At 40.8% G+C, this 24,331-nt stretch carries 22 protein-coding genes; 7 read left to right on the forward strand and 15 right to left on the reverse strand.

The window, feature by feature from the left end:
• Positions 1-23: 23 nt before the first annotated feature.
• The 3 genes from FZF08_RS10880 (at position 24) to FZF08_RS10890 (ending at position 1,324) form a co-directional block, all read left to right on the forward strand.
• Positions 24-233, forward strand: a complete 210-nt coding sequence (locus FZF08_RS10880) for a nucleotidyltransferase domain-containing protein (RefSeq protein WP_159468667.1) — start codon at positions 24-26, stop codon at positions 231-233.
• A gap of 198 nt (positions 234-431) precedes the next feature.
• Positions 432-1,067, forward strand: coding sequence for a DedA family protein (locus FZF08_RS10885; protein WP_159468668.1), 636 nt, complete (start codon positions 432-434; stop codon positions 1,065-1,067).
• A 32-nt stretch (positions 1,068-1,099) separates the two neighbouring features.
• The gene (locus FZF08_RS10890) at positions 1,100-1,324 is read left to right on the forward strand and encodes a hypothetical protein (protein ID WP_159468669.1); all 225 of its coding nucleotides are present in this window, start codon (positions 1,100-1,102) and stop codon (positions 1,322-1,324) included.
• Between the two features lie 11 nt (positions 1,325-1,335).
• Here FZF08_RS10890 and FZF08_RS10895 read toward each other — a convergent pair whose 3' ends face one another.
• On the reverse strand, positions 1,336-1,854 hold the full coding sequence (locus tag FZF08_RS10895) for a gamma carbonic anhydrase family protein (RefSeq protein WP_159468670.1): 519 nt from the start codon (positions 1,852-1,854) through the stop codon (positions 1,336-1,338).
• Between the two features lie 133 nt (positions 1,855-1,987).
• Here FZF08_RS10895 and FZF08_RS10900 point away from each other — a divergent pair, with 133 nt between their 5' ends.
• Positions 1,988-2,548, forward strand: coding sequence for a YqgE/AlgH family protein (locus tag FZF08_RS10900; protein ID WP_159468671.1), 561 nt, complete (start codon positions 1,988-1,990; stop codon positions 2,546-2,548).
• Positions 2,549-2,626: 78 nt separating this feature from the next.
• Here FZF08_RS10900 and FZF08_RS10905 read toward each other — a convergent pair whose 3' ends face one another.
• Positions 2,627-2,848, reverse strand: a complete 222-nt coding sequence (locus FZF08_RS10905; RefSeq protein ID WP_200837063.1) for a hypothetical protein — start codon at positions 2,846-2,848, stop codon at positions 2,627-2,629.
• Between the two features lie 176 nt (positions 2,849-3,024).
• Between FZF08_RS10905 and FZF08_RS10910 the strand changes: the two genes are divergently transcribed.
• The 3 genes from FZF08_RS10910 to FZF08_RS10920 all read left to right on the forward strand — a co-directional run bounded on the left by FZF08_RS10910 (position 3,025) and on the right by FZF08_RS10920 (position 9,149).
• Positions 3,025-4,284, forward strand: a complete 1,260-nt coding sequence (locus FZF08_RS10910) for a metallophosphoesterase (protein WP_159468672.1) — start codon at positions 3,025-3,027, stop codon at positions 4,282-4,284.
• 445 nt (positions 4,285-4,729) lie between these two features.
• A complete protein-coding gene (gcvP, locus tag FZF08_RS10915; protein ID WP_159468673.1) occupies positions 4,730-7,618 on the forward strand; it encodes an aminomethyl-transferring glycine dehydrogenase in 2,889 nt (962 codons plus the stop codon).
• Positions 7,619-7,811: 193 nt separating this feature from the next.
• The gene (locus FZF08_RS10920) at positions 7,812-9,149 is read left to right on the forward strand and encodes a Fic family protein (RefSeq protein ID WP_159468674.1); all 1,338 of its coding nucleotides are present in this window, start codon (positions 7,812-7,814) and stop codon (positions 9,147-9,149) included.
• Between the two features lie 66 nt (positions 9,150-9,215).
• On the opposite strand, the gene FZF08_RS10925 is transcribed toward FZF08_RS10920, so the two are convergent.
• The 13 genes from FZF08_RS10925 to obgE all read right to left on the reverse strand — a co-directional run bounded on the left by FZF08_RS10925 (position 9,216) and on the right by obgE (position 24,256).
• Complete coding sequence (locus FZF08_RS10925; protein ID WP_137338208.1) at positions 9,216-9,734, reverse strand: NADH-quinone oxidoreductase subunit J; 519 nt, start codon at positions 9,732-9,734, stop codon at positions 9,216-9,218.
• Positions 9,735-9,770: 36 nt separating this feature from the next.
• Positions 9,771-10,364 (reverse strand): NADH-quinone oxidoreductase subunit I, encoded by a 594-nt coding sequence (locus FZF08_RS10930; protein ID WP_137338209.1) that lies wholly within the window; start codon positions 10,362-10,364, stop codon positions 9,771-9,773.
• Positions 10,365-10,386: 22 nt separating this feature from the next.
• On the reverse strand, positions 10,387-11,466 hold the full coding sequence (gene nuoH, locus FZF08_RS10935; RefSeq protein ID WP_159468675.1) for an NADH-quinone oxidoreductase subunit NuoH: 1,080 nt from the start codon (positions 11,464-11,466) through the stop codon (positions 10,387-10,389).
• A 35-nt stretch (positions 11,467-11,501) separates the two neighbouring features.
• Entirely contained in the window at positions 11,502-12,620 is a 1,119-nt protein-coding gene (locus tag FZF08_RS10940) for a 2Fe-2S iron-sulfur cluster-binding protein (RefSeq protein ID WP_159468676.1), read from the reverse strand.
• Positions 12,621-12,719: 99 nt separating this feature from the next.
• Positions 12,720-14,057, reverse strand: coding sequence for an NADH-quinone oxidoreductase subunit NuoF (gene nuoF, locus FZF08_RS10945; protein WP_159468677.1), 1,338 nt, complete (start codon positions 14,055-14,057; stop codon positions 12,720-12,722).
• A 32-nt stretch (positions 14,058-14,089) separates the two neighbouring features.
• Entirely contained in the window at positions 14,090-14,587 is a 498-nt protein-coding gene (gene nuoE, locus FZF08_RS10950) for an NADH-quinone oxidoreductase subunit NuoE (RefSeq protein WP_159468678.1), read from the reverse strand.
• A 41-nt stretch (positions 14,588-14,628) separates the two neighbouring features.
• Positions 14,629-15,855, reverse strand: a complete 1,227-nt coding sequence (gene nuoD / locus FZF08_RS10955; RefSeq protein WP_159468679.1) for an NADH dehydrogenase (quinone) subunit D — start codon at positions 15,853-15,855, stop codon at positions 14,629-14,631.
• A 23-nt stretch (positions 15,856-15,878) separates the two neighbouring features.
• The gene (locus FZF08_RS10960; protein ID WP_159468680.1) at positions 15,879-16,379 is read right to left on the reverse strand and encodes an NADH-quinone oxidoreductase subunit C; all 501 of its coding nucleotides are present in this window, start codon (positions 16,377-16,379) and stop codon (positions 15,879-15,881) included.
• 6 nt (positions 16,380-16,385) lie between these two features.
• Positions 16,386-16,928 carry an NADH-quinone oxidoreductase subunit B gene (locus tag FZF08_RS10965; RefSeq protein ID WP_137338216.1) on the reverse strand — a complete coding sequence of 181 codons (543 nt, stop codon included), beginning with the start codon at positions 16,926-16,928 and terminating at the stop codon, positions 16,386-16,388.
• 28 nt (positions 16,929-16,956) lie between these two features.
• On the reverse strand, positions 16,957-17,331 hold the full coding sequence (locus FZF08_RS10970; protein ID WP_159468681.1) for an NADH-quinone oxidoreductase subunit A: 375 nt from the start codon (positions 17,329-17,331) through the stop codon (positions 16,957-16,959).
• 196 nt (positions 17,332-17,527) lie between these two features.
• Positions 17,528-19,648: a sialate O-acetylesterase gene (locus FZF08_RS10975; protein WP_159468682.1), complete on the reverse strand. Its 2,121-nt coding sequence runs from the start codon at positions 19,646-19,648 to the stop codon at positions 17,528-17,530.
• Positions 19,649-19,978: 330 nt separating this feature from the next.
• Positions 19,979-23,164, reverse strand: a complete 3,186-nt coding sequence (locus FZF08_RS10980; RefSeq protein WP_159468683.1) for a T9SS type A sorting domain-containing protein — start codon at positions 23,162-23,164, stop codon at positions 19,979-19,981.
• An 84-nt stretch (positions 23,165-23,248) separates the two neighbouring features.
• On the reverse strand, positions 23,249-24,256 hold the full coding sequence (gene obgE, locus FZF08_RS10985; protein WP_159468684.1) for a GTPase ObgE: 1,008 nt from the start codon (positions 24,254-24,256) through the stop codon (positions 23,249-23,251).
• Positions 24,257-24,331: the final 75 nt, after the last annotated feature.

Below are 24,331 nucleotides of genomic sequence, written 5' to 3' on the forward strand. Positions count from 1 at the left end.
GAAAAAGATAATCAGCGATAGTCATGAATATCAAAATGGTTTCAAAGGAATTTAAAAATGAAATGATAGGCCTGTATGGTGATGCACTATATAAGGTGATTTTATTTGGTTCATTTGCCCGCAATGATTTTCGTGATGATTCTGATGTCGATTTTCTGGTTGTCTTAAATAAGGATGAGGTTCGTCCATTAACTGAAATATCAAAAATTTCCCCTGTATTGGGGGAATTTTAAGTCATTACCAGAAGGTATTTAGTGTTGTACCAACAAGTCGTAAAAAATTTGAAGATAGCACTATGCCGCTTTACAGAAATATTCGTTCAGAAGGAATCGAAATAAATTAAATGATTGCTACGAAGTAAATAGACCCGCCATTTCGTAAATACAGTGATTCATTGTCTGAAAAGTAATGGATACTTAGAGTGAAACCGTATGAATTCAATTGTAGATTTTTTCCAATACCTCTTAAATTCGGAAGAATTAATCCGGACCGGCGGTTTGCTTGTTATCACTTTTATTGTCTTTGCAGAAAACGGACTGTTCTTTGCGTTTTTTCTTCCTGGAGATTATCTGGTATTTCTCGCAGGCGTCTTTTGTGGAACCGGAATTTTGCAGGTACCAATAGGAATGTTATTGCTTTGTATGTTTGCTGCGGCTGTGCTTGGCTCGCTGACCGGATATATTTTTGGGAAATATTTTGGGGATATGTTTGAAAATCGCCCTGATTCCTTCTTTTTTAAGAAAAAACATCTGGATACTACCCGTAAATATTTTGATAAATATGGTAGCAGGACGTTAATCGTTAGCCGGTTTTTACCAATCGTCCGGACTTTTGCCCCAATTTTAGCGGGTGTTGCGAAAATGTCATTTCCCGCGTTTTTATTGAATAACGTAATTGGCGGAGCAGTCTGGATTGGCGCACTTACTGGTGGTGGATTTTTATTCGGGGAGCGTTTCCCCTGGATTGTTGACTATGTTCATTACATTATTTTATTCTTTTTGGCAATTACCACTTTTACTGTAATAAAAGGATATTTCAACGCAAGAAAGGGAATGGTTGAGGAATAAGCTTTTTAATTAGAAACTAAAAAGTACACACTATGAAAGTTTATTATAACAAGAAACAGCGAAATTTCAACATTGGATCAGTCGTTGTCATGGCGTTAGGGTTGATGGCTATTCACGGTCGGGAAAGTTTTGACCCAACAACCTATTGGTTTTGGGCATCCTTGGTTCAGTCACTGCTTATGACTTTATTTTTTGGAACGATATCCTTTAAGAAAACACAAAATAATCCGGATATTCTTATTGGGAAAGAAGACTAATCGGCAGGATGCTATTCTTCCTCCTTAAACCAACCCGAATATGTAATATAATTATTCGCCGTTCTGTCAATAATTGATCCTAAATCCGGTGAAACATCTTTCAAATATTTCGCAGGATTTCCGGCATAAATGGTTCCCGGAGGCACTTTTGTGTTTTGCGTAACAATAGCCCCGGCAGCTATAATGGAACCTGTACCAATAACGGCGCCATCCATCACAATCGAGCCCATTCCGATCAGCACGTGATCTTCAATTGTACAGCCATGCACGATTGCGTTATGTGCAATCGAAACATAATCTCCGATATAGGTCCCGTTTTTTTGATAGGTACAGTGAATAACGGCTCCGTCCTGAACATTTGAATACTTGCCAATCCGGATGCTGTTGACATCACCCCGAACAACAGCATTGAACCAAACGGTGCAGTGTTCGCCCATAATCACATCTCCAACGACCGTTGCATTTTCTGCCAGCCAGCAATTTTCTCCAAACGCAGGATGATTTCCACGAACTGATCTGATCAGTGCCATATTTAAATAAGTATATATTCGTTTTTCTAATTAATATTTCCTTTTTTCGTTAATCAACGAGAAATATAAAACTTGGGTAATGTTACTTAAAAATAAATATATTTCGTTTTTTAATTAATTAAATTCACGCATCATGGCCATGACAGAAAATCTATCCAAAGGCTCTTTATTGATTGCCAAGCCCTATTTGGGAGATCCAAATTTTGAGCGGGGCGTCATCCTGTTGTGTGAATATAATGGCCAGGGAAGTTTCGGCTTTGTACTTAACCAAGTGACAGACTTGTTCTTAGGAGACGTTCTCGACGATACAATTTATCAGGATATTCCTTTGCATTTAGGCGGGCCGGTTGAGAAAAATACGTTGCATTTTATTCACCGGAAACCTGATTTAATTTCTGGCGGGGCGGAAATCATGCCCAATGTTTTTTGGGGCGGAGATTTTGATCAGGTAAAAACACTACTGAATATAAATTCACTGAAAGCAGATGATGTCCGGTTTTTTATCGGCTATTCAGGATGGGGTGGTGGACAGATTGAAGATGAGTTATCCCAGAATTCATGGATCATAACGCAAACGACGGCTGATTTTTTATTTACAACACCACCGGCTAATTTCTGGCGGGAAATTCTGAAAAATATGGGAGGTGAGTATCGCTCAATTGCGCATTATCCGATTGATCCAACTTTAAATTAGAAAGTAGCTGCGGAATCTGTTGACATTATAACATGCTGCCAGCCTTGGGTTTTGTGTTTTAAGCTAATAGCCAGAGAATTAATTAGGGCTATTCAAACCGTGAATAGATTCGTAATCTGACTTCACACGAGCAGTTTCACTAATAAGAAATTTTTGAAGTTGTTCGTTGAAAACCGTTTTGTCTTCCTCGGAAAGTGACGCGTAAATATCCTTCAATTCCTGATTTATAGCGGCACGCTCTTCGCCCGAAGCGGCGTTCATGGAACGGATATGGAAACGTTTAAAATCGAAATCAGGCATAACAGAAAATTTTAATGAAGTCCAAAAGTACAAAATTCCATCTTTTACGTAAATATCCTTACCGTTCAACGTTAATTTTTTTCCTTCAAAACTATTTTAATCAATAAAGTTTTCTGTATACGAACGAGAAAAACGGATTGGATGTTAATTTCGTCATATACACCTTTTTGACTGGAATGAATCGCACTCTTTTTTTTATACTATTAACAGTTGTGCTTTTTGGCATCGACTGGTATGTCTGGCAGGCTTTACGTTTTGTAATCCGGAATCTTTCCCAGCCGACGCAAAGGTGGATTACCCTTGCCTATTGGGGATTTACTTCTTTAACCTTGTTTGCTTACGTGATGATGCAGTTTTTGCCTGCTGACTTTTTTAACCGAATCACCAGAACTTTCATCATCGCAGGCATCGCAATCCCTTATTTGTCGAAACTGCTTGTGGTTTTCTTTTTGTTGATTGATGACGTTCGACGTTTGATCCAATGGATTGTTGGTCATTTTATTCCATCCGTTGCGCCGGTTACTCCAACAACTATGGCGGAGCCTGGAATTCCCCGTTCTCAATTTTTGGAGACTACTGCTTTGGTGGCAGGAACGGCTTTGATGGGCACTTTTGCATTCGGAATTTTATCCGGCGCTCATGACTACCGGATACGCCGCGTGAAGGTTGTATTGAAAAATCTGCCAAAAGCATTCCATGGAATGAAAATCGCTCAGCTTTCTGATATTCATTCGGGTAGTTTTTTCAATAAAACTGCCGTAAAAGGTGGTGTTGAAATGTTGCTCAGAGAAAAACCGGACATTGCATTTTTTACCGGTGACTTAGTAAATGACCGCGCCGTTGAAGTAAAGGATTATATCAACATTTTTGAAAAAGTGAAAGCACCGCTTGGTGTGCACTCGACCCTGGGTAATCACGATTATGGAGATTATTATCAATGGAGCTCACAACAGGAAAAAGATCGTAACCTTGCTGATTTGAAAAAAGCACATCAATTGTTGGGTTGGAATCTGATGCTGGATGAGAACCGCGCGATTCGCGTCGATAATGAAGAAATCGGATTAATCGGAATTCAGAACTGGGGAGCAGGAAATTTTGCTAAATATGGTAATCTTGACAAAGCCTGTCAGGGTACAGAAGATTACCCTGTTAAAATATTACTTTCCCATGATCCAAGTCACTGGCGCGCTCAGGTTTTGCCAAAGTATAATGATATTGATTTAGCATTTGCCGGTCATACCCATGGAATGCAGTTTGGGGTTGAAGTGGCAGGAATAAAATGGAGTCCTGTTCAATATCGTTACAAGGAATGGGCAGGTTTATACACTGAAAACAACCAGCATCTTTATGTAAATCGGGGATTCGGTTATTTGGGATACCCCGGGCGTGTAGGTATTTTGCCTGAGATTACGATCATTGAGTTGGTTAAAGGTTAAGAATAATAAAGATCTTTGTAAATCAGGATTTTAATGTTCTGTTTTACATACTTGCAAGACGACTAAACTCGTTCAATATTCAGGTTAAAGGGTTTAATTTATAGAGTTATGAAAAAATTTGTTGCATTATTTCTCCTGTCGGGATTTCTTTTGGGCTTTTCTGGTGTTCAGGAAGTGAAGGCTTCTCCGAAGCATGTTAAGTCAGAAATGTTTTCTAATAACAGGAAGAAAAACAGAGGATATCAAAAACCGAAATCCAAAAAATTCCTTGGAATATTCAAGCGCAAAACAGACTGCGGGTGTCCTAAACATTAAAAAGAAAAATTTATTGATTTTTGAACATATTCAAGAGTAAGCATTCCCGACAATCTCTCTGAGATTTGCTTGGATTTGCTTACTTTTGTATTTTATAACCAACTATATAACGGTCTCGTTAGCCCAAATAATGAAAATCAATCTTCGAAGCCAGGATAAATTCGAAAACCGTCATCACGGTAAGAATGAGCAGGAATTACAGGAAATGTTGCGCACGGTTGGAGCATCTTCTCTGGATGAATTGATCGCACAAACGCTTCCGGCAGCCATTCGCCTGCAAAAGCCTTTGAATTTGCCGAATCCAAAATCTGAAAAAGATTTTTTGGACGGGATCAAGAAACTGGCGCGTAAGAATGCGATCCTGAAAACTTATATCGGAACGGGTTATTACGATACGATCACGCCGAATGTAATCCTAAGAAATATTCTTGAAAATCCAGCATGGTATACAGCGTATACGCCTTACCAAGCGGAAATTGCCCAGGGAAGATTGGAAATGCTTCTGAATTTCCAGACTGTTATTACAGATCTTACGGGGATGGAAATTGCAAATGCCTCTCTTTTGGATGAAGCAACCGCAGCGGCAGAAGCGATGACGATGCTTCATAGCCTTCGTCCGGGTGCGAAGAAAAAAGCAGACACATTTTTCGTTTCCGAACTTTGTCATCCACAAACAATCGATTTAGTTTATACAAGAGCTAATCCAATTGGGATTAAAGTTATTGTTGGAAACCACGCAACCGTAGATTTGACAGACGAAAATCTATATGGCGTATTGGTACAATATCCGGCAACCAATGGTGAAGTTATTGACTATACAGATTTCATAGCTGCGGCACATGATGTGAACATTACTGTTGCAGTTGCAGCTGACTTGCTCGCATTGACATTATTAAAGGCGCCTGGTGAAATGGGCGCTGACGTTGTTGTAGGCTCTTCTCAGCGCTTTGGGGTTCCGATGGGTTATGGTGGGCCCCATGCAGCATTTTTTGCTACAAAAGATTCATTTAAACGCAGTATTCCTGGGCGTATTATTGGAGTTTCTGTTGATGCAGAGGGAAATCGTGCGTTGAGAATGGCGCTTCAAACACGTGAGCAACATATTCGTCGTGAAAAAGCAACTTCTAATATTTGTACTGCACAGGTTTTATTGGCGGTAATTGCAGGAGCATACAGCGTTTACCACGGTCCGGAAGGAATTAAAAACATTGCTTCCCGTGTACACGGACTGACACGTTTATTTGTGGAGACGATCAAGAAATTCCACTATGATGTCGTTACGACAAATTATTTTGATACGGTTACTATCAAAACATCTCTTTCGGCCAAGCTTAGAGAGAATGCATTGAAGTGGGCGATTAATCTTCGTTATAATAAAGACGATAGTGTCAGTGTCTCTTTCGATGAGGCTAAAAGTTTTGACGATGTGATCGCGCTTCTTAACCTGTTTGCCGAAGTTTCCGGATTTCAGGGAGAGATGGTGATTGATGAAGAAATGGATTTTAACATTCCTGAAAATCTCGTTCGTACATCAAGTTATTTGACGCATCCTGTTTTCAGTTCTTACCATACGGAACATGAAATGCTTCGTTACCTGAAATCACTTGAAAGCAAAGATCTTTCTTTGGTTCATTCGATGATTTCTTTGGGAAGCTGTACAATGAAACTGAATGCAACGGCTGAAATGATTCCCTTGACCTGGCCGGAATTTGGATCGTTGCATCCATTTGTTCCAGCAAATCAGGCATTAGGATATGGACAACTAGTTGCTGAATTAAGCGCATGGTTATGTGAAATCACTGGTTTTGCAGCCATGTCAATGCAGCCAAATTCGGGAGCGCAAGGAGAATATGCAGGATTGATGGCTATTCGTGGTTACCATGAAAGCAGAGGAGATCACCACCGTAATGTAGCCTTGATTCCTTCTTCTGCACACGGAACAAATCCTGCGTCAGCTGTTATGGCGGGCATGAAAGTGGTTGTTACAAAATGTGACGAACGTGGAAATATCGATGTTGCGGATTTACAAGCAAAAGCGGAACAATACAAAGATTCACTTTCTTGTCTATTGGTGACATATCCTTCCACACACGGTGTTTACGAAGAAAGTATCATTGAAATCTGTTCAATGATCCATTCATTTGGCGGACAGGTTTATATGGATGGTGCCAATATGAATGCACAGGTTGGCTTGACAAGTCCAGCTTCGATCGGGGCTGACGTTTGTCACTTGAACCTTCATAAAACGTTCTGTATTCCTCACGGAGGAGGCGGACCAGGTGTTGGGCCAATTGGTGTTGGAGAGCATTTAATTCCATTCCTTCCTGGACACGTGAATCTTGGAAAACAGTCAGAACATTTAGTAGCCGGACAAGCAGGAGCAGTTTCTGCAGCGCCCTATGGTAGTGCTAGTATTCTTACCATCTCGTACGCGTACATTGCAATGATGGGTAGTGAAGGACTTACCAACGCTACGAAATATGCAATCCTGAATGCTAACTATATCAAGGAACGTCTTGCAGGTCATTACGAAGTTCTTTACACAGGAACCAACGGACGTTGCGCCCATGAGATGATTTTGGACTGTCGTCCTTTTAAAGCATTTGGTGTTGAAGCAGAAGATCTTGCAAAACGTTTGATGGATTACGGTTTCCATGCACCGACATTATCTTTCCCGGTGGCTGGTACTTTAATGATCGAACCAACGGAATCAGAATCAAAAGCGGAGCTGGACCGTTTCTGCGATACCATGATCGCGATCAGAAATGAAGTTCGTGAAGTGGAAGAAGGTATTGCCGATAGAGTTGATAACGTGCTTAAAAATGCTCCTCATACATCACGTGTCGTTTTAGCGGATATTTGGGAACATGCTTACGGACGTGAGAAAGCTGCTTTCCCATTACCTCATTTACGTTTCAATAAATTCTGGCCAAGTGTTAGTCGTGTCGACAGTGCCTTTGGAGACAGAAATTTGATTTGTTCTTGTATTCCGGTTGAGGCTTATGCTGAGGTGGAGTAGAAGATTAGATAATTAAGTATAGAAGATTTGGAAAGGAGCTATTTCGAAAGAAGTAGCTCCTTTTTATTGAACGTTAGCTGTAAATTATCTTGATTGTAGAATATGTATTAAGATATTATTTCAAAGTATTACATTCTATTACTAGTTATTACTAATTTTAAAAGAATTAGTAATAACTAGTAATACATTACTTATGAAAAAGCCAGAGCCAACACCAGTTAGTGTAATAGATTTTGATAAAGATGCTAAGGAAATAGTAACACTTATGACAGATGTTGCAGTTCAGGCTTCATTAAATTTAATAGAAAAGGATTATCCTTATTGGGAAACCTTTAAATATAAAGTAAAGGGAGATTCTAAACTAAAAGATGTTAATCCAGTATCACTTTGGAAGATCGTAAAGTTAAGAAGAAGTCAATCCTCTTCAAGAGTGGTAATCAGTTCTGTTACTGGATTTGAGTTTAGTTATACTTCAACGGAACGGTCATTGAGGTTACTTCATGAATTTGATATGAACCTTGGTGGAAATATGCAGGGGGTGGGAATAATTCCGCAGGAGAATAAAAATAGGTATCTGATAAGTTCTATTATGGAAGAAGCGATAGCTTCAAGTTTATTGGAAGGAGCAGCTACTACACGGGAAAAGGCCAAACAAATGCTTAGAAGCCAACGTGAGCCTAGAAACGAAGCTGAAAAAATGGTTTTGAATAATTACTTAACAATTCGTAGGGTATTGGAGTTAAAGAATGAAGAGCTTAGTGTTGATCTAATTCGTGATATTCATGCAACAGTTACAAAAGGAACTTTGAAAAATGAAGCAAATGAAGGAAATTTTAGAAGTAACAACGAAGTTCAGATAGTAGACTCTATTACGGGAGAAGTATTTTATACACCGCCTGATTTCGAATTGCTTGAAAAATTAATGGAAGCAGTTTGTAATTTTGCAAATGAAGATAATGAAAGCGAGTTTATTCATCCAATTATTCGTGGAATCATTTTGCACTTTTTGATTGGTTATATCCATCCCTTCGTTGACGGAAATGGCCGGACTGCCCGTGCATTATTTTATTGGTTTTTATTGTCAAGAAAATATTGGCTTATTGAATATTTATCTATTTCCCGAATACTTTTACAAGCCCCAAGTCAATACGCAAAGGCATATTTGCATTCAGAATTTGACAACAATGATCTTACCTACTTTATCGATTTTAATTTGAAAACCTTGAAACAATCGTTGACTGAGCTCCAGGCATATATAAATTGGACAGTTGAAGATCGAAGAAAAGTATTTTCTCTTATTGTTAATCAAGATTTTAATGAAAGACAAATAGATATTATTAAGGACTTTTTACGAGACAAGGATCAAACTATCAGTATTAAGGAAATCGAATCAAAATTCGGAATTGCTAATCAAACCGCAAGAACAGATTTACTGGATTTAGTAGATAAAGGATATATCAAAGTGAGAACAATGGGAAGAAAGATGATCTTTTTTCCCATTGAAGATCTTGAAGATAAATTGAAAAAATAAGAGTCGTAAACAAAAAGCGAATCAGTTACGATCCGCTTTTGTTTACTAGTGTATCTCGTTTTTTTATCAGAAATGTCTCTCCCCAATTTCTCTCTTACCCAACATCACCGCACCTACCATCGCTACTAAAAGTAAAATAGAAGCTAATTCGAAAGGAAGTAAATATTCACGGAAAAGAAGTTTCCCCAAACTTTCGATCATCCCGACCTGAGAATCGAACGTATTTGGATCTGCCGGGGCAATGATTGTTTTGCGGTACGCTCCGAAAAGAATAACGAATACTGTTCCACCTACAATTGCGGCCGCAATCTTGGTCAGACTATTTTTTGATTCTTCATGAATATCCTTCACATTAAGGAACATGATCACAAAAAGGAATAATACCATGATTGCACCTGCGTAAACAATAATATTTACTGCGGCAAGGAATTGAGCATTCAATAAAATATAATGTCCTGACAGCGTAAAGAACGTCAAAATCAGGTAAAGAACACTGTGAATAGGGTTTTTTGACAGAATAACCATCAAGGCACTAAGCACAGTTAGAAAAGACAAAAAGTAAAAAAATGATAGCGTCGGATTCATAATATTTTTGAATTGCTGATTCGATATTTTCAGAAATCAGGGAATAGCTCTTGGAACAACGTTAGTAACTTCACCATTTGCTCTTTTAGCATCCAGGATGTGAGCTTCTTCTTTGGTCCAGGCTTCACGGGTATAGCGATTGTTCATATCTTCTACCAATAAATCTTTCCCCCAGATCACCTGATTACGGTCATTGAACACAGGTATAAACTCATCATGACGTAAATATACTGCTTGTTTTGGACAAGCTTCCTCACATAATCCGCAGAAAATGCAGCGAAGCATGTTTACTTCATAAACCGCAGCGTATTTTTCCTCTCTGTAAAGTGTTTCCTCTCCCTTTTCACGTTCAGCGGCAACCATAGAAATTGCTTCTGCAGGGCAGGCCACTGCACATAATCCACAGGCTGTGCAACGCTCACGACCTTCGGCGTCTCTTTTAAGTATATGCCTCCCACGGAAAACCGGACCTAAATACCGTTTTACTTCGGGATATTGTATCGTTACTTTCTTGGCGAAAAAGTGCTTCAAGGTAATCGCCAGACCTGTTGCAATAGCAGGTATGTAAGCGCGTTCCATCAGCGTCATTTCTTTATTGCTTACTTGCTTAGAGCGATTTGTCAATTGCATGGCAATAGGGATTTTTTGTTACTTATTTCAACAAAGCAGTAATAAATGGCTTCAGGAAAAGCACACTTGCTCCGGTGATGATAATATTAAAGATAGCCAATGGAATCAGTTTTTTCCAGCCTAAATTCATCAACTGGTCATAGCGGAAACGTGGAAGTGTCCATCTAACCCACATGTAGAAGAAGATGAAGAATAAAGCTTTTCCAAAGAATACGCCCGTACCGATCAAGGTAGCAATGTTGTGGCCTGTTGTTGTACCCAATGACGCAGTCAATTGGTTGTATACCCAATCCATTCCGGGATAGTTATAGCCTCCAAAATAAAGGACAGAAATAATAGCAGACGAAACAAACATGTTAATATATTCTGCGAACAGGTAAAATCCAAGTTTCATACTTCCGTATTCTGTATGGTATCCACCTACAAGCTCCGTTTCACATTCCGGTAAATCGAAAGGAACGCGGTTACATTCTGCAAAAGAACAGGTAAGGAAAATGATGAAACCCAATGGCTGATAGAAGATATTCCAGTTTCCACCATGTTGCTGGGCAACAATATCACCAAGTGATAAAGAGCTGCTCATCATCAGAATAGCAATCAGGGAAAGTCCCATTGCCACCTCGTAACTAATATTTTGAGAAGCTGCACGAATCGCTCCAAGTAGCGAAAACTTGTTGTTCGAAGCCCAGCCACCAATCATAATTCCATAAACGCCCAAGGCAACAACGCCAAAAACGTAAAGTATACCAATATTGGATTCAACGCCCTGAAGAACAACTTCAACGCCGCCGTAACGGAAAGTGCTACCAAAAGGAATTACCGCACTGGCAAGTAAAGCTGTCAACATCGCTAAACTTGGTCCGGAGATAAATAACCATTTGTTAGCAAGCGCAGGAATAAAATCTTCTTTAAAGAACATTTTACCAGCATCCGCCAAAGGTTGTAATAATCCGCCCGGTCCCGCTCTGTTTGGTCCCATCCGGTCCTGAATAAAACCAGCCACTTTGCGCTCTCCCCAGGTCGAGTACATTGCGATTACCAGTGTTAGAACAAAAACAACCAGAATTGTTATTGTTTTGATAATAAACTCCGTTAATTCCATTTTTTTACTTCACAGTTAAATAATGATGGCAGAAATTAATTTCTGTTATCTGTTAATAGCGAACGATGATTTGCCTTATCGTTATTTTCTATGCTCTGATGGCGAACTGTTTCAATATCCGTTGTATACTCACGCTCATCGTCAATTGGCTTGAATTGACTTGCGGCAAGTCTAAGTGAGAAATCAGGTTTTGCGATAAGATCTTTACGATACTTATTGGCAGAAATAACCGAACTGCGTTTCACTTTGGTTGGTCCTTCGATAACCCAGTCGCTTGTTTTTTTACGCTCGAAACGGCATTTGTTGCAAATGAACTCGTTCACTTCACCCCAAATATTTTTGCGGGCTGTAACACGTATCACTTCATCACCACGATACCAAAGTGTAACTTTTCCGCTGCATTTGTCGCAATCGCAGTGTGCATCTTCCGGTTTTGAGAACCACACACGGCTTTTGAAACGGTACGTTTTATCTGTCAACGCACCCACCGGGCAAACATCGATTACGTTTCCTGAGAAATCATTATCAATTGCTTTTTCGATATAAGTACTGATTTCAGAAGCATCCCCGCGGTTCATTACCCCGTGCACACGTTTGTCTGTAATCTGGTCAGCTGTGTAAACACAACGGTAGCACAAAATGCAACGTGTCATGTGAAGCTGAACAAATGGTCCAATATCTATTTTGTCGAAAGTTCTGCGGTCTTCTTCGTAGCGTGTTTTTACCGAACCGTGCTCAAAAGAGAAATCCTGAAGATGACATTCACCAGCCTGGTCACAAACCGGACAGTCAAGCGGATGGTTAATCAACAGGAATTCAACAATGCTTTTACGCGTATCAAGTACAGACGGATTCGTTGTATTTTCAACGATCATTCCTTCCTGAACCTGCGTAATACATGACGGAACCAGCTTAGGCATCGGACGAGGATCTTTTGCAGAACCTGCGGCCACACGAACCAGACAAGCACGGCATTTACCGCCTGATGTCGGAAGCGGTTTGTAATAACACATGGCAGGAGGTACCAAATGTCCCTGGCTCTCATCTGCTTCGGCAATTTTACGTGCCGCCTGCATGATGGTAGTTCCCGGTTCCACTTCGACCTCAATGCCGTCGAAAGTTATTTTTATTAACTGAGGTTTTACTTCTTCCATATCAAGACTTCAATAATCGTCTTAGTTACTTAATCTATATCCGATCCTGTTTTAAAAGAATAAATAAAACAGGACATTTGGTATTTTAACCTCTTAAAATCAGGCCAATACAGCACCCATAAATACAGCACCTGGCTGGGTAGCTTCTTTCGGGCTGTTGATATGCCATTCAAATTCCTCGCGAAAATGACGGATTGCACTGGCGATTGGCCAGGCAGCTGCATCACCTAACGGACAAATTGTATTCCCTTCGATTTTTTTAGCCACATCAACAAGCAGATCAATATCATGCAAACTTCCGTGACCATGTTCAATACGGTGAAGAACTTTCTCCATCCAGCCTGTACCTTCACGGCAAGGGCTGCATTGTCCACATGATTCGTGGTGATAAAAACGGGAGAAATTCCAGGTATTACGAACGATACAAGCTGTTTCATCAAAAACAATAAAACCACCTGAGCCCATCATGGTTCCAGTTGCAAAACCGCCGTCAGACAGTGATTCATAACTCATCAACCGATCTTCACCAGCTGCTGTTTTTGTAATCAAATGTGCAGGTAAAATAGGAACTGAGGAACCTCCGGCGACCAATGCTTTCAAATAATGTCCTTTGCGGATACCTCCACAATATTCATCTGAATTAAGGAATTCGTCAACACCAAGTCCCAATTCGATTTCATAAACGCCGGGTTTTTGAATATGACCCGAAGCAGAAATAAGTTTCGTACCAGTACTGCGACCAATTCCAATGGCAGCATAAGCATCACCACCATGGTTGATAACCCAGGGCATATTCGCGATGGATTCAACGTTATTTACCACCGTTGGACTTTGATACAAGCCTTTTACCGCAGGAAATGGTGGTTTGTTACGAGGATTTCCTCTTTTGCCTTCCAAGGATTCCAGCAAGGCAGTTTCTTCTCCACAGATGTAAGCGCCACCACCTGACTGAACGACAAGTTCAAGGTCATAACCGCTTCCTAATATATTTTTACCCAAAAAACCATTTACTTTCGCTTCTTCGATGGCCTTTTCAAGGATTCTGATCACATACATAAGTTCGCCACGAACATATATAAAAGACTTATTCGCTCCCAAAGCATAGCTGGAAACGATCATTCCTTCAATAAGTAAGTGAGGAATCGATTTCATCAGGTGGTGATCTTTGAAAGTACCAGGCTCTGATTCATCAGCATTACAAACTAAATAACGGGGAACCCCTTCTGGTTTTGCCAAAAAGCCCCATTTCATCCCCATTGGAAATCCTGCACCACCTCGTCCGCGTATACCGGATTTCTTAGCTTCTTCCACAACCTCTTCCGAGGACATGGTTTTTATTGCTTTTTCAACAGCAGCATAACCGCCTTGTTTGCGGTATACCTCGAAGGTTTCAATACCTGGAACATTGATATGCTCCGTTAATATTTTTGTAGCCATTTTCAGAATACTATTTTCAGCTTATAAAAGGCTTATTTACTCAACTCTTCAATGATCTCATCAACACGTTCGCGGGTCAGGTTCATGTAGAACTGCTCACGAATCTGGAAAACCGGTCCCCAGCCACAAGCTGCAAGACATTCTACTTCTTTGATCGTAAACAGACCATCAGCCGTTGTTTCTCCCGCCTGAATACCCAGTTTTTGTTTCAGATAATCATATATTTCTTCACCACCCATCAGGCAACAAGGGCCCGTACGGCAATATTCAATTACATGTTTCCCAACCGGATCAAGGTGATACATCGTATAAAATGATGCTACCTCATAAACTTCTACCGGTTCGATACTTAATATTTCAGCAACGTAATCCATCACTTCACTGCTAACCCACCCCCATTGTTCCTGGGCAATATGTAAAACAGGAAGTAAGGCCGATTTTTGGCGACCTTCCGGATAACGTGTAATTACTTCTTTTACTTTCGCAAGTCGTTCCGGGGTAAACGCAACGGGATTTGGTGTTTCAGTCATTTCTAATGCGATCTTTTGAAAATCAAATAATCAATCTGATTTTATGCGTCCAATTCTCCTGCAATAACGTTCAGGCTACTCATTGTAAGAATAGCATCTGAAAGCGTGCTTCCTTTGCACATTTCAGGGAAGGCCTGGTAATATATAAAACTCGGGCGACGGAAGTGCAAACGATAAGGAGCTCTTCCACCATCGCTGATCATGTAAAAACCAAGTTCTCCGTTTCCGCCTTCCACTGCGTGGTAAACTTCCCCAATTGGCGCATCTATTTCTCCCATTACAATTTTAAAATGGTAGATCAGTGCCTCCATATTGCTATAAACTTCTTTTTTAGCAGGAAGATAATATTCAGGGGTATCAGCGAAATAAGGGCCAACTGGAAGATTTTCCAAAGCCTGTTCTACTATTTTCAGACTTTGCCACATTTCTTCAATGCGTACATTATACCTGTCAAAAGTATCACCGCTTTGTCCGATAGGGATGCTGAAATCAAAATCTTCATAAGACGAATAAGGATTCATCACACGAACGTCATAATCCAACCCGGCTGCACGCAAATTTGGTCCTGTAAAACCGTATGAAAGTGCTCGTTCCAGTGAAATTGGTCCAACATTAATAACCCGGTCCATAAAAATACGGTTACGGCTCATCAGTTTTTCAAACTCACGCAAAACGGGTGGAAATGTCGTGATAAATTCACGAATCTTACGGATCGCTGTACTTGACAAGTCACGCTCCATACCACCGATACGTCCCATATTTGTTGTCAGACGCGCACCGCAGACTTCTTCGTAGATTTCATAAATATCCTCACGTTTTTGCATTACGTAAAGGAAACCTGAAAACGCACCCGAATCCACACCCAAAATACTATTACAAATCAGGTGATCCGAAATACGGGCAAGCTCCATCATGATGACGCGGATATATTGCGCACGTTTTGGAACTTCTATCTGCAAAAACTTTTCCATCGTCATATGCCATCCAAAATTATTGATTGGCGACGAGCAATAGTTCATGCGGTCGGTAAGCGTAGTCAGCTGATAGTACGGACGTCTTTCAGCAATTTTTTCGAAAGCTCTGTGTATATAACCAATGGTCTGTTCGCCGGAAACGATTTTTTCTCCATCCATTTGCAGGATGTTCTGAAAAATACCGTGGGTTGCCGGGTGGGTAGGACCAAGGTTTAGGGTAGTAAGTTCCTCTATCAATTCAGGTAATTCTGATTGAGTTGGAACATTATGCGGTAATAATTCGATATCTGCCATAACTTACTCTTTTCCTGATAGGGTCATCGACCAAAAAGCGCATCAATTTTATCTTCACGTGTAGCATCTTCAAGCGCATATTGCTTACGCATCGGGAAATAATCCATTTCCTCAATGTTCAGAATACGTACCAGATTGGGATGACCGTCAAAAAGAATTCCGTAGAAGTCATAAGTTTCACGCTCCATCCAGTTTGCGCTGGCGTAAAGTACCGTTGCGGTTGGAATATGAATATCTGCTTCGGCGATGAAAACCTTAATACGGATCCTGAAATTATGGATAAAGCTGTGCGCGTGATAAACAACAGCAAATTCCTTGTCGGTATTGTCAGGATAGTGCACACCTGTCAAATCCGTAAGGAAGTTTATCTGGTAATTTTTATGCTTGTTCAAATAGTCAAGGACCGGAATAATTTGTTCCCGGGTTGTCGAGAGTGTCAGCATTCCATAAGGCTCCTCGAAGTCAAATACCTGATCACCAAATTTCCCTAATAGCTCTTCGGCTACTTCCTGATTGCTTAGCATAGGTAATTATTGTATGTTGTAGGATGCTAACAGTTCCTGATATTCGTCGGTATTTCTACGGCGAAGTTTTTCGTTTTGAGCCAGTTTCTGGATTCCCATCAATCCGTCAATGATTTGTTCGGGACGGGGAGGGCAGCCAGGTACATAGATATCAACAGGAATAATTCTGTCAATTCCCTGCAAAACGCTGTATGTATCAAAAATCCCACCGCTTGATGCACAAGCCCCAACAGCCAAAACCCAACGAGGTTCTGCCATCTGAAGGTAAACCTGCTTAACGACAGGGGCCATTTTTTTAGCAATAGTCCCCATCACCATAAGCAAATCTGCCTGACGTGGTGAAAAGCTTGGACGTTCCGATCCGAAACGTGATATATCATAATGAGCACCCATGGTAGCCATAAATTCAATACCACAGCAAGAAGTTGCAAATGGTAATGGCCACAGGGAGTAACTCCGGGCAAGACCGATTGCTTCGTCAAATGATGTTGCAAAAAATCCTGATCCGCTATGTCCTTGCGGTGCTTCCGCTATTGTTACTTCTTTCATAACCTTTTTGATTACAATGATTTATAATCTACTCTTCCCAATTCAAAACGCCTTTGCGGATAATGTAATAAAACCCGGAAAGAAGTAATGCCATAAACAACAACATCTCTACAAACCCAAACATTCCCAATTGTTTGAAATTGACTGCCCAGGGGTACATGAAAATCACTTCAACGTCAAAAAGTACAAATAAAATAGCTATTAAGAAGTACTTAACGGAGATTGGTGTTCTTGCATCCCCAACAGATGGAATCCCGCATTCAAAAGGATCGTCCTTGAGTTTGCTTTTGCGGCTTGGCCCGATCATATGCGTTACAATCATCGTGCCGCCAATAAATCCCGCAGCCAGAAGAAACTGAACAATAATGGGTAAATAGTCCGAAGGAAGATAGTTATTATTCATTGATTTTGGATTTCAATTTGTGGTCTGCTTTTGACAACCCGGAAGATTGCAAATTGGGAAACCATTATTACTGTCAAAATTAGCCTTTGCAAATTTATCAATCAAATTCTTTACTTTTTCTTTTACCAAATTAGTATCATACTAAATAAGCCACGATTGCTCATGGCTTATTTAGTAAATATCAAAGAAAAAATATTTATTTAATCATAATTTGTTTCTTCAAATCAACTTCATCGTTTTTCACGCGAATGATATATTTACCTGTTGAAAGATTTTTAACCTGAATTCTTACACGGCTTGTTAAATCCTGTGTTTGTGTGATCACAATCCTTCCTGAAATGTCATAAACCGTGATTTCTGCATTTTTCATGTTGTCACGCGACTCAATGTAAAGTTCATCAACCAATCCTGGATTCGGGAAAATCACAACGTCATTTTTTTCATTTGTTACAATTTCTTCCGAATCTGAATATGCTGAGTAGCAGGTCTTGGAATTACTTCCTAATGTGTAATTCACTTTTGCACGGGCCGCATATTTACCGGAAGTATCGGTTTTGATAATATTGGAATGGCTTAATAAAATTTTCTCACCTCTTTTCCAGTCGTATTGCTCATTAAGGCCAGCTTGTGAAACAGAAGCCATAATCGTAAAAGGTCCTGATTTTGTAATGGTTGGTTTTGGAAGTGCCGGACGTATAATGAGTGATGCAACTGCGGAGTTATCAGAAACGCACCCGAATACATTCTGACTTTTTACTAAAAAGCTTCCGGCTTCGGATACCGCATAAGCTGAACCTGTTGCCAGAACTGCTGTCGTCCCTTGTTTGTACCAGCTATATGCATCATTCCCGTTTACTGAAAACGTAAACGCTGAATCCGCACAAGCCTGTTGCGAGCCAGACTGTAAGATCGTTGGTGTAACTGGTTTGATGGATGATTCAACCACCAGCTTTTGGCTATGTACAATATTCCCGGAAGCGTCTTTTACCAATGCGCTGTATTCTCCCGGATTTGTTACTGTTAAGGTTCTTCCTGTGGAACCTCCCGGCAGCCATGAATAAGATGAATATCCTTCCGGCAAGCTCAAAACGAGTGAAGTATTATTAGAGCCGCAAACACTTGTCAATATCGGAACGGGTGCCAGTGCAAGTGGGCTTACGGTTGCAAAGAAATTATTTGAAAGAACGTCATTCCATGCATTTCCAAGAATCGTTACGCCAGCAGTTCCTGCAAAGTGGGTTCCATCTGCTCTTTGCGGAAATAACGCATCCGTTTCAGGGCCAGGATATGCAGAGCTGAAAATACGGTTAATTACGGCATTTTGTGCACCTATAACAGCCGGACTTGTAATGGATGCGCCACTGTCATTGGCAATTCTTGAAGTACGGGCAATGACCCAGGTCACAGGCCCTCCGATATCTGCGCTAAGTTTGTCTATTAATGCCTGCAAACGCGTTCTGTAATCATCATAAGTAGTTGCGAGCGGATAAGTATCGGTTTCTCCCTGCATCCATAATATGGCGCGAACACCAAATTCTTTGCCATAGTTCTGCATGGAAATTCTGAGGTTTCCATAAGGCATTTGCGGGGGATAAATAAATCCAAAAGAATTTTGGGTTTTCAATCCCTGACTACTTTCCTGCCAGTTTTTGATTGCGGTTCCTTCCCAGGCAGTATTGATAAACAACACAGGGACGTTAAGTTTTTTGGTAAGCAAATCGCCCAATATTCCCCAGCACCAGGCTCCTTTTCCTCTTGGCCCCATGGTTACTATCTTGGAATCTACTTTTTTGAAAATTGGATAGGGCGGATTATTTACCGAGTTTACTGAATTGTCCTGATCAATATAATTAACTCTATCGTCCGTTGCCGGAGGGCTTGTGTAATCAATTCCCTGTGCATTTGACTGGCCTGCGATTATAAAAACCTCTCCGACACCCATTCTGGAAATTACTGACGGAGGACCAACCAGTTTGCCATCTTTAGATCCTCTTACTTCTAAAGTGTACCAGCCTTGCAAAAGCCGGATAGTGCCGCTAAAAACACCTCCTGCCGGTTTGTCCTGCAAAAGGACCCATGCAGAGAAGGTATCAACAGCCTGTCCCGGAGCAGCGGGTACTGCACGAATTTCAACTTTATCAACTGGCACTGTAAAATTTCCTGTAACTGAAACAGTAGCTTGTCCGTTCATTTCACGCTGATAAACGGCTCTTTCTACTGGGGAGGTAATTTTGATTTGGGCACTTAAGCCTAAAGGGATTAAAGTAAGAAACAGCCAGGCCCGAAGAAAATAAGAAGTAAAAAGTTTATCAAGCATTAGTATATGTTTAAGCATTATTCCCGTGAATAAATTTATAAATAGTGTGAGCCTGAGGCCAAAATTCTGGCAAATTTAAAATATTAGTTTGGCTTTTGAAGTACTTCTTTTATCCTCAGGGCATTTAATTGATGTTGTATTAAAATATTGTCTATTTCGATGTTACTGAATAAATAAGGGCTGTAAAAATAAAATATCCCGCAGTACCATATTGACTTAGTGTGCCTTTTGCAAAGAAAACGTATTTCAGATTGCTAAATTACATGAAAATAAATAAAAAAAAGAGAACAGAAAGCTGACTTTCTGTTCTCTTTTGTAACTGATCAGTTTTTACTGGTTGATCATTATTTTTTTCGTTTTTTTATAATCTTCTGCACGTATTGACATGATGTATGTCCCATTTGCCATGGGTGACAGATTGATAAACCTTCGCTCATTAAAGTTTTGGGCAGGATAGGTTCGCAGAAGACGGCCATTGAGATCATAGATCTGAACGGTTGCATTTTTAATATTAGCGATGGTTTCGATCGTAAATGATCCGTTATCACTAGGATTAGGATATACGCTCACTTCTTCTCCCGAAGGATCCATCGTAAACACGAAAGGATCTGAAAAGGCTGAGAAACATGTCAGTACAGGACTGTAGATAACGGTATTATTTACTACATACTGTCCTGTTTCAATAGCTTTCAACGTTGCACCGGTTTCAGATAAATTTGTGCCATTAAATTGCCATACGTGATCCCCGTCATTAATATTATTTTCTGCCAATAAAGTATATGTACCTATTTGACGAATTTCAGGTTTCGAAGGTAAAGGTTTCACATCCACCAGTACAGATGGAGAATAAGGTGAAAAACAACCCTGATTATCTTTTACACGAGCAGAATAGCTTCCTGATTTACTAACGGTTAATGAACTGTTAGTTGTGCCGGTGTTCCAGAAAAACGAAGCTCCGTTTGACGCTCTCAGCGTTACAGCGTCTCCATCACAAAATGAAGTTGGACCTGATGCCTGTACAAGTGGAGCTGGCGGTAAAGCCAAAACCTGAATTTTCACTGCATCCGAGGGATCCGAAAAACAGCTGAACTCATTAATTGTTTTAACCGAATAGTCACCCGATGTATTGGTTGTTATCGCTTTGGTGCTGGCACCTGTGCTCCAAATATATTTGGCTGCGTCGTTTGCCGTGAGGTTGATACTCGCATCCGCACAGAAAGTTGTGGGCCCACTGGCTGCGATGGATGGTTTTGGAGGTAGAGGATTTACAACAACTTTGATAGCAGACGTTGGAGGTGATAAACATCCATTATCATCTTTTGCAGAAAGTGTATAATTTCCGGAATTACGAATTTCCACCTCGCGATTTGTAGCGCCGTTGCTCCACTGATAAGCAAAAGATTCACTGCCCCTAAGTGTGGTATAGTCACGGTCGCAAAAAGTTGTAGGGCGTAAGGATGCAATCGTCGGCGTTGCAGGAAGTGGATTCACCTTGGTTGTAACGACATCCGAGGTAGATTCACACCCGTTACCATCTTTTTGTTTCAGACTGAAAACTCCGGAAACGTTGACGGTTATAGATTTTGATGTCGAATTTGTGTTCCAGGTATTTCCATTGTCGTAACTGGAAGTCATGGTAATATTTTCTCCTTCACAAAGTAGAGGGGAGCGATTCAATGAAATAACAGGTTTAGCTGGTAATGCATTAACTTTCACTTTCACCGGATCGGAATCCGGTGAAAGACAGCCGAAACTGTCCTGAGCCTTTACCCGGTATTCACCGGAAGAGTTTACAGAAATAGTGCCATCGTTTGATCCGTTGGACCATACACTTTTAACGTTTGAACTTGATTTCAAATTGACCGAACCTCCGTCACAAAAAGTAAGTGCACTGGCTGCGGAAATACTTGGCTTATCGGGAAGGGGAGATGTCAGAACATTAACAGCGACTTTCGCCGAGGTAGACTGGCAGCCATAAGCACTTCTGGCTGTTACTGAATACTCGCCTGCGACTGTAATATTGATCCTGTCGCTGGTTGCCCCCGTATTCCATTGAATGTTGGAAGAAGTGTTTGCAATAAGCACAGCTGTATTTCCTTTACAAACAGGATTACTTCCTTCAAGCGTAATAATTGGCTGAGCTGGTTGAATTGTCTGGTTGAATTTTACTTCGGGAGAAAATATAATATTTTGATTGCCATCCCGGGCCTGAGCTCTGTAATTACCATTTCCAACCTGAATATTTCCTACCGACTGTCCATTACTCCATCTTACCGAAGAATATCCCCCTGTATTTACAGCCAGATTCATATTGCCATTACCAGCGCAGGAGGCAGAAACCATCAATGGGCTTACTCCTTTAAACGGTGTAGAGCTTGCAAAAAAAGCATCATTGAGCGTCGTATTCCAGGAATCAGCCAACTGGCTTAATCCGTTTCCTGTGAAATGGACACCGTCTGGTCCTCCATCTCTTGGAATCTGGATTACATCAGTATTGGGCCCCATGTACACATTAGGTACAGAGGATATAACTTGTTTCTGGCCGTTAATTGCATTGGCATAAACACCAGTGGTATTACTGTATGAAGTCAGGCTGACCATCCAGGCAAGACTTTTTCCCGATTCATTCCGGCTGGTTTCAATAACCTTCGTCAGGTCAGCCGCATAGGAACTTGTGGATGTGCCGGCAAAATTTTCTGCTTCTCCCTGCAACCATAAAACAGCTCTGATACCTGTGATGGGAACATAGGTTTGCATTACAGAACGAAGGTTTCCATAAGGGGCTCCATTAACAGGGTACGGTGCTCCGTTGTATATGTTATAAGCTGTGCCATTTATACTCTCCCGCCAGTTTCTTACAGCAGAACCAGTCCAGGCACTGTTATAAAACAAGATTGGTACACCAAGACGACTAGCCAATAAATCTCCAAGTTTCCCCCACGACCAGGCGAAATTACCTCTTGGAGCGATGTACGTATCAGCATTCAAATGTGAAAACTGCGGATACGATAAATCCGTATTGGGATTGTTGGCATTGTTTGAATTGACACAATTAACCCGGTCATCGTTGGCGCCGGGGCCGGTGATACCTTTAGAATCTTCAGGATTTATCTGGCCGGCATTTGACTGACCACTAATCATAAAAACCTCTCCGACACCAACCCGGTCCAATGGCGGGCAGGTAACCAGTTGGCTGCCATTCCAGCCGCGAACTTCAAGCTGGTACCATCCTCCTTTTGCATCAATGCTTCCGGAAAACACTCCCCCCTGAACATTTGACTGAATGGTTTGCCAGTCTATGAGAGATCCGCCGTTAATTGGAGTCAGTTTGGCTTCAACGCGGTCTATGATCTGTGTATAATTTCCGGCAATATAAATCGTCGCGGAATTATTTTTATCACGTTGAAAAATAGCTCTGTTGGAAGGATAATCTATTGAAATTTGCGCCGTTGCCGTGAAGGAACATAAGCAGACCAGTAACCCCCAGCAAGAAAAGAATCGTAAAAAGTGTTTCATGAAAAAAAAATCAATTGGAATTAACCTATTGGACACAAAAGTGGGTACAAAAGGTTGCCTCTCAAAATAAAATAATTCAGAAATTTATTTAGCGGCTGTGGAATCATTGAGTAATTCCCAGATTCTATCCTTTAATTGGTCAATTCCTTCTCCGGTCAACGAAGAAATAAACGTAGTAGAAATTCCCTGTGGTAATTTTTTGACAAGCTCTTCCCGCTCTTCTTCCAAAAGCATATCAACTTTTGAAATAGCCAGAAGACGTTCTTTATCTAAAAGAGATGGGTTATATAACTGAAGTTCATTTACAAGCGTATTATATTCAGCTTCAATATCTTCGCTGTCGCCAGGCACCATGAAGAGAAGTATCGAATTTCTTTCAATATGTCGGAGGAACCTTAGTCCCAAACCTTTTCCCTGTGAAGCACCTTCGATAATTCCCGGAATATCAGCCATTACAAACGACTTATAATTACGGTAATCAACCACGCCTAAATTAGGAACAAGCGTTGTAAACGGATAATCTGCAATTTCAGGCCGTGCAGCAGAAACAACAGAAAGCAAAGTTGACTTTCCGGCATTCGGGAAACCAACGAGACCCACATCTGCCAACACTTTCAGTTCAAGAATAATCCAGGATTCAATAGCCGGATCTCCTGTTTGTGCATGCTGAGGTGTCTGGTTTGTTGATGATTTGAAGTGATCGTTTCCCAATCCGCCACGTCCGCCTTTCATCAAAATAACTTCCTGCCCGTCTTCGGTGATTTCTACAAGCTGCTCACCCGTTTCCACATCCCTTGCGATTGTTCCCAACGGAACTTCCAGGATAATATCCTTTCCGTCCGCACCTTTTCTTCTTCCGCCTTCACCACCTTTGCCATCAAAAGCGCGAATGTGTTTTGTATATTTTAAATGTAAAAGTGTCCAGACCTGAGTTGTTCCTTTTAAAATGACGTGTCCGCCACGGCCTCCGTCTCCACCATCCGGCCCACCTTTTTCGACGTGTTTTTCACGACGAAAATGTAAGGCTCCCGCACCACCTGCGCCAGAGCGAACATTAATTTTTACGTAATCTATAAAGTTTGAAGATGCCATACCCTGCTGCCGTTTTTTACTTAAATTGAAATGAGAAGTGTAATTACGTTGATGTATTTACAGAAGAAAGGTGTA

It is taken from the genome of Dyadobacter sp. 3J3 (assembly GCF_009801115.1).
Lineage (GTDB): Bacteria > Bacteroidota > Bacteroidia > Cytophagales > Spirosomataceae > Dyadobacter.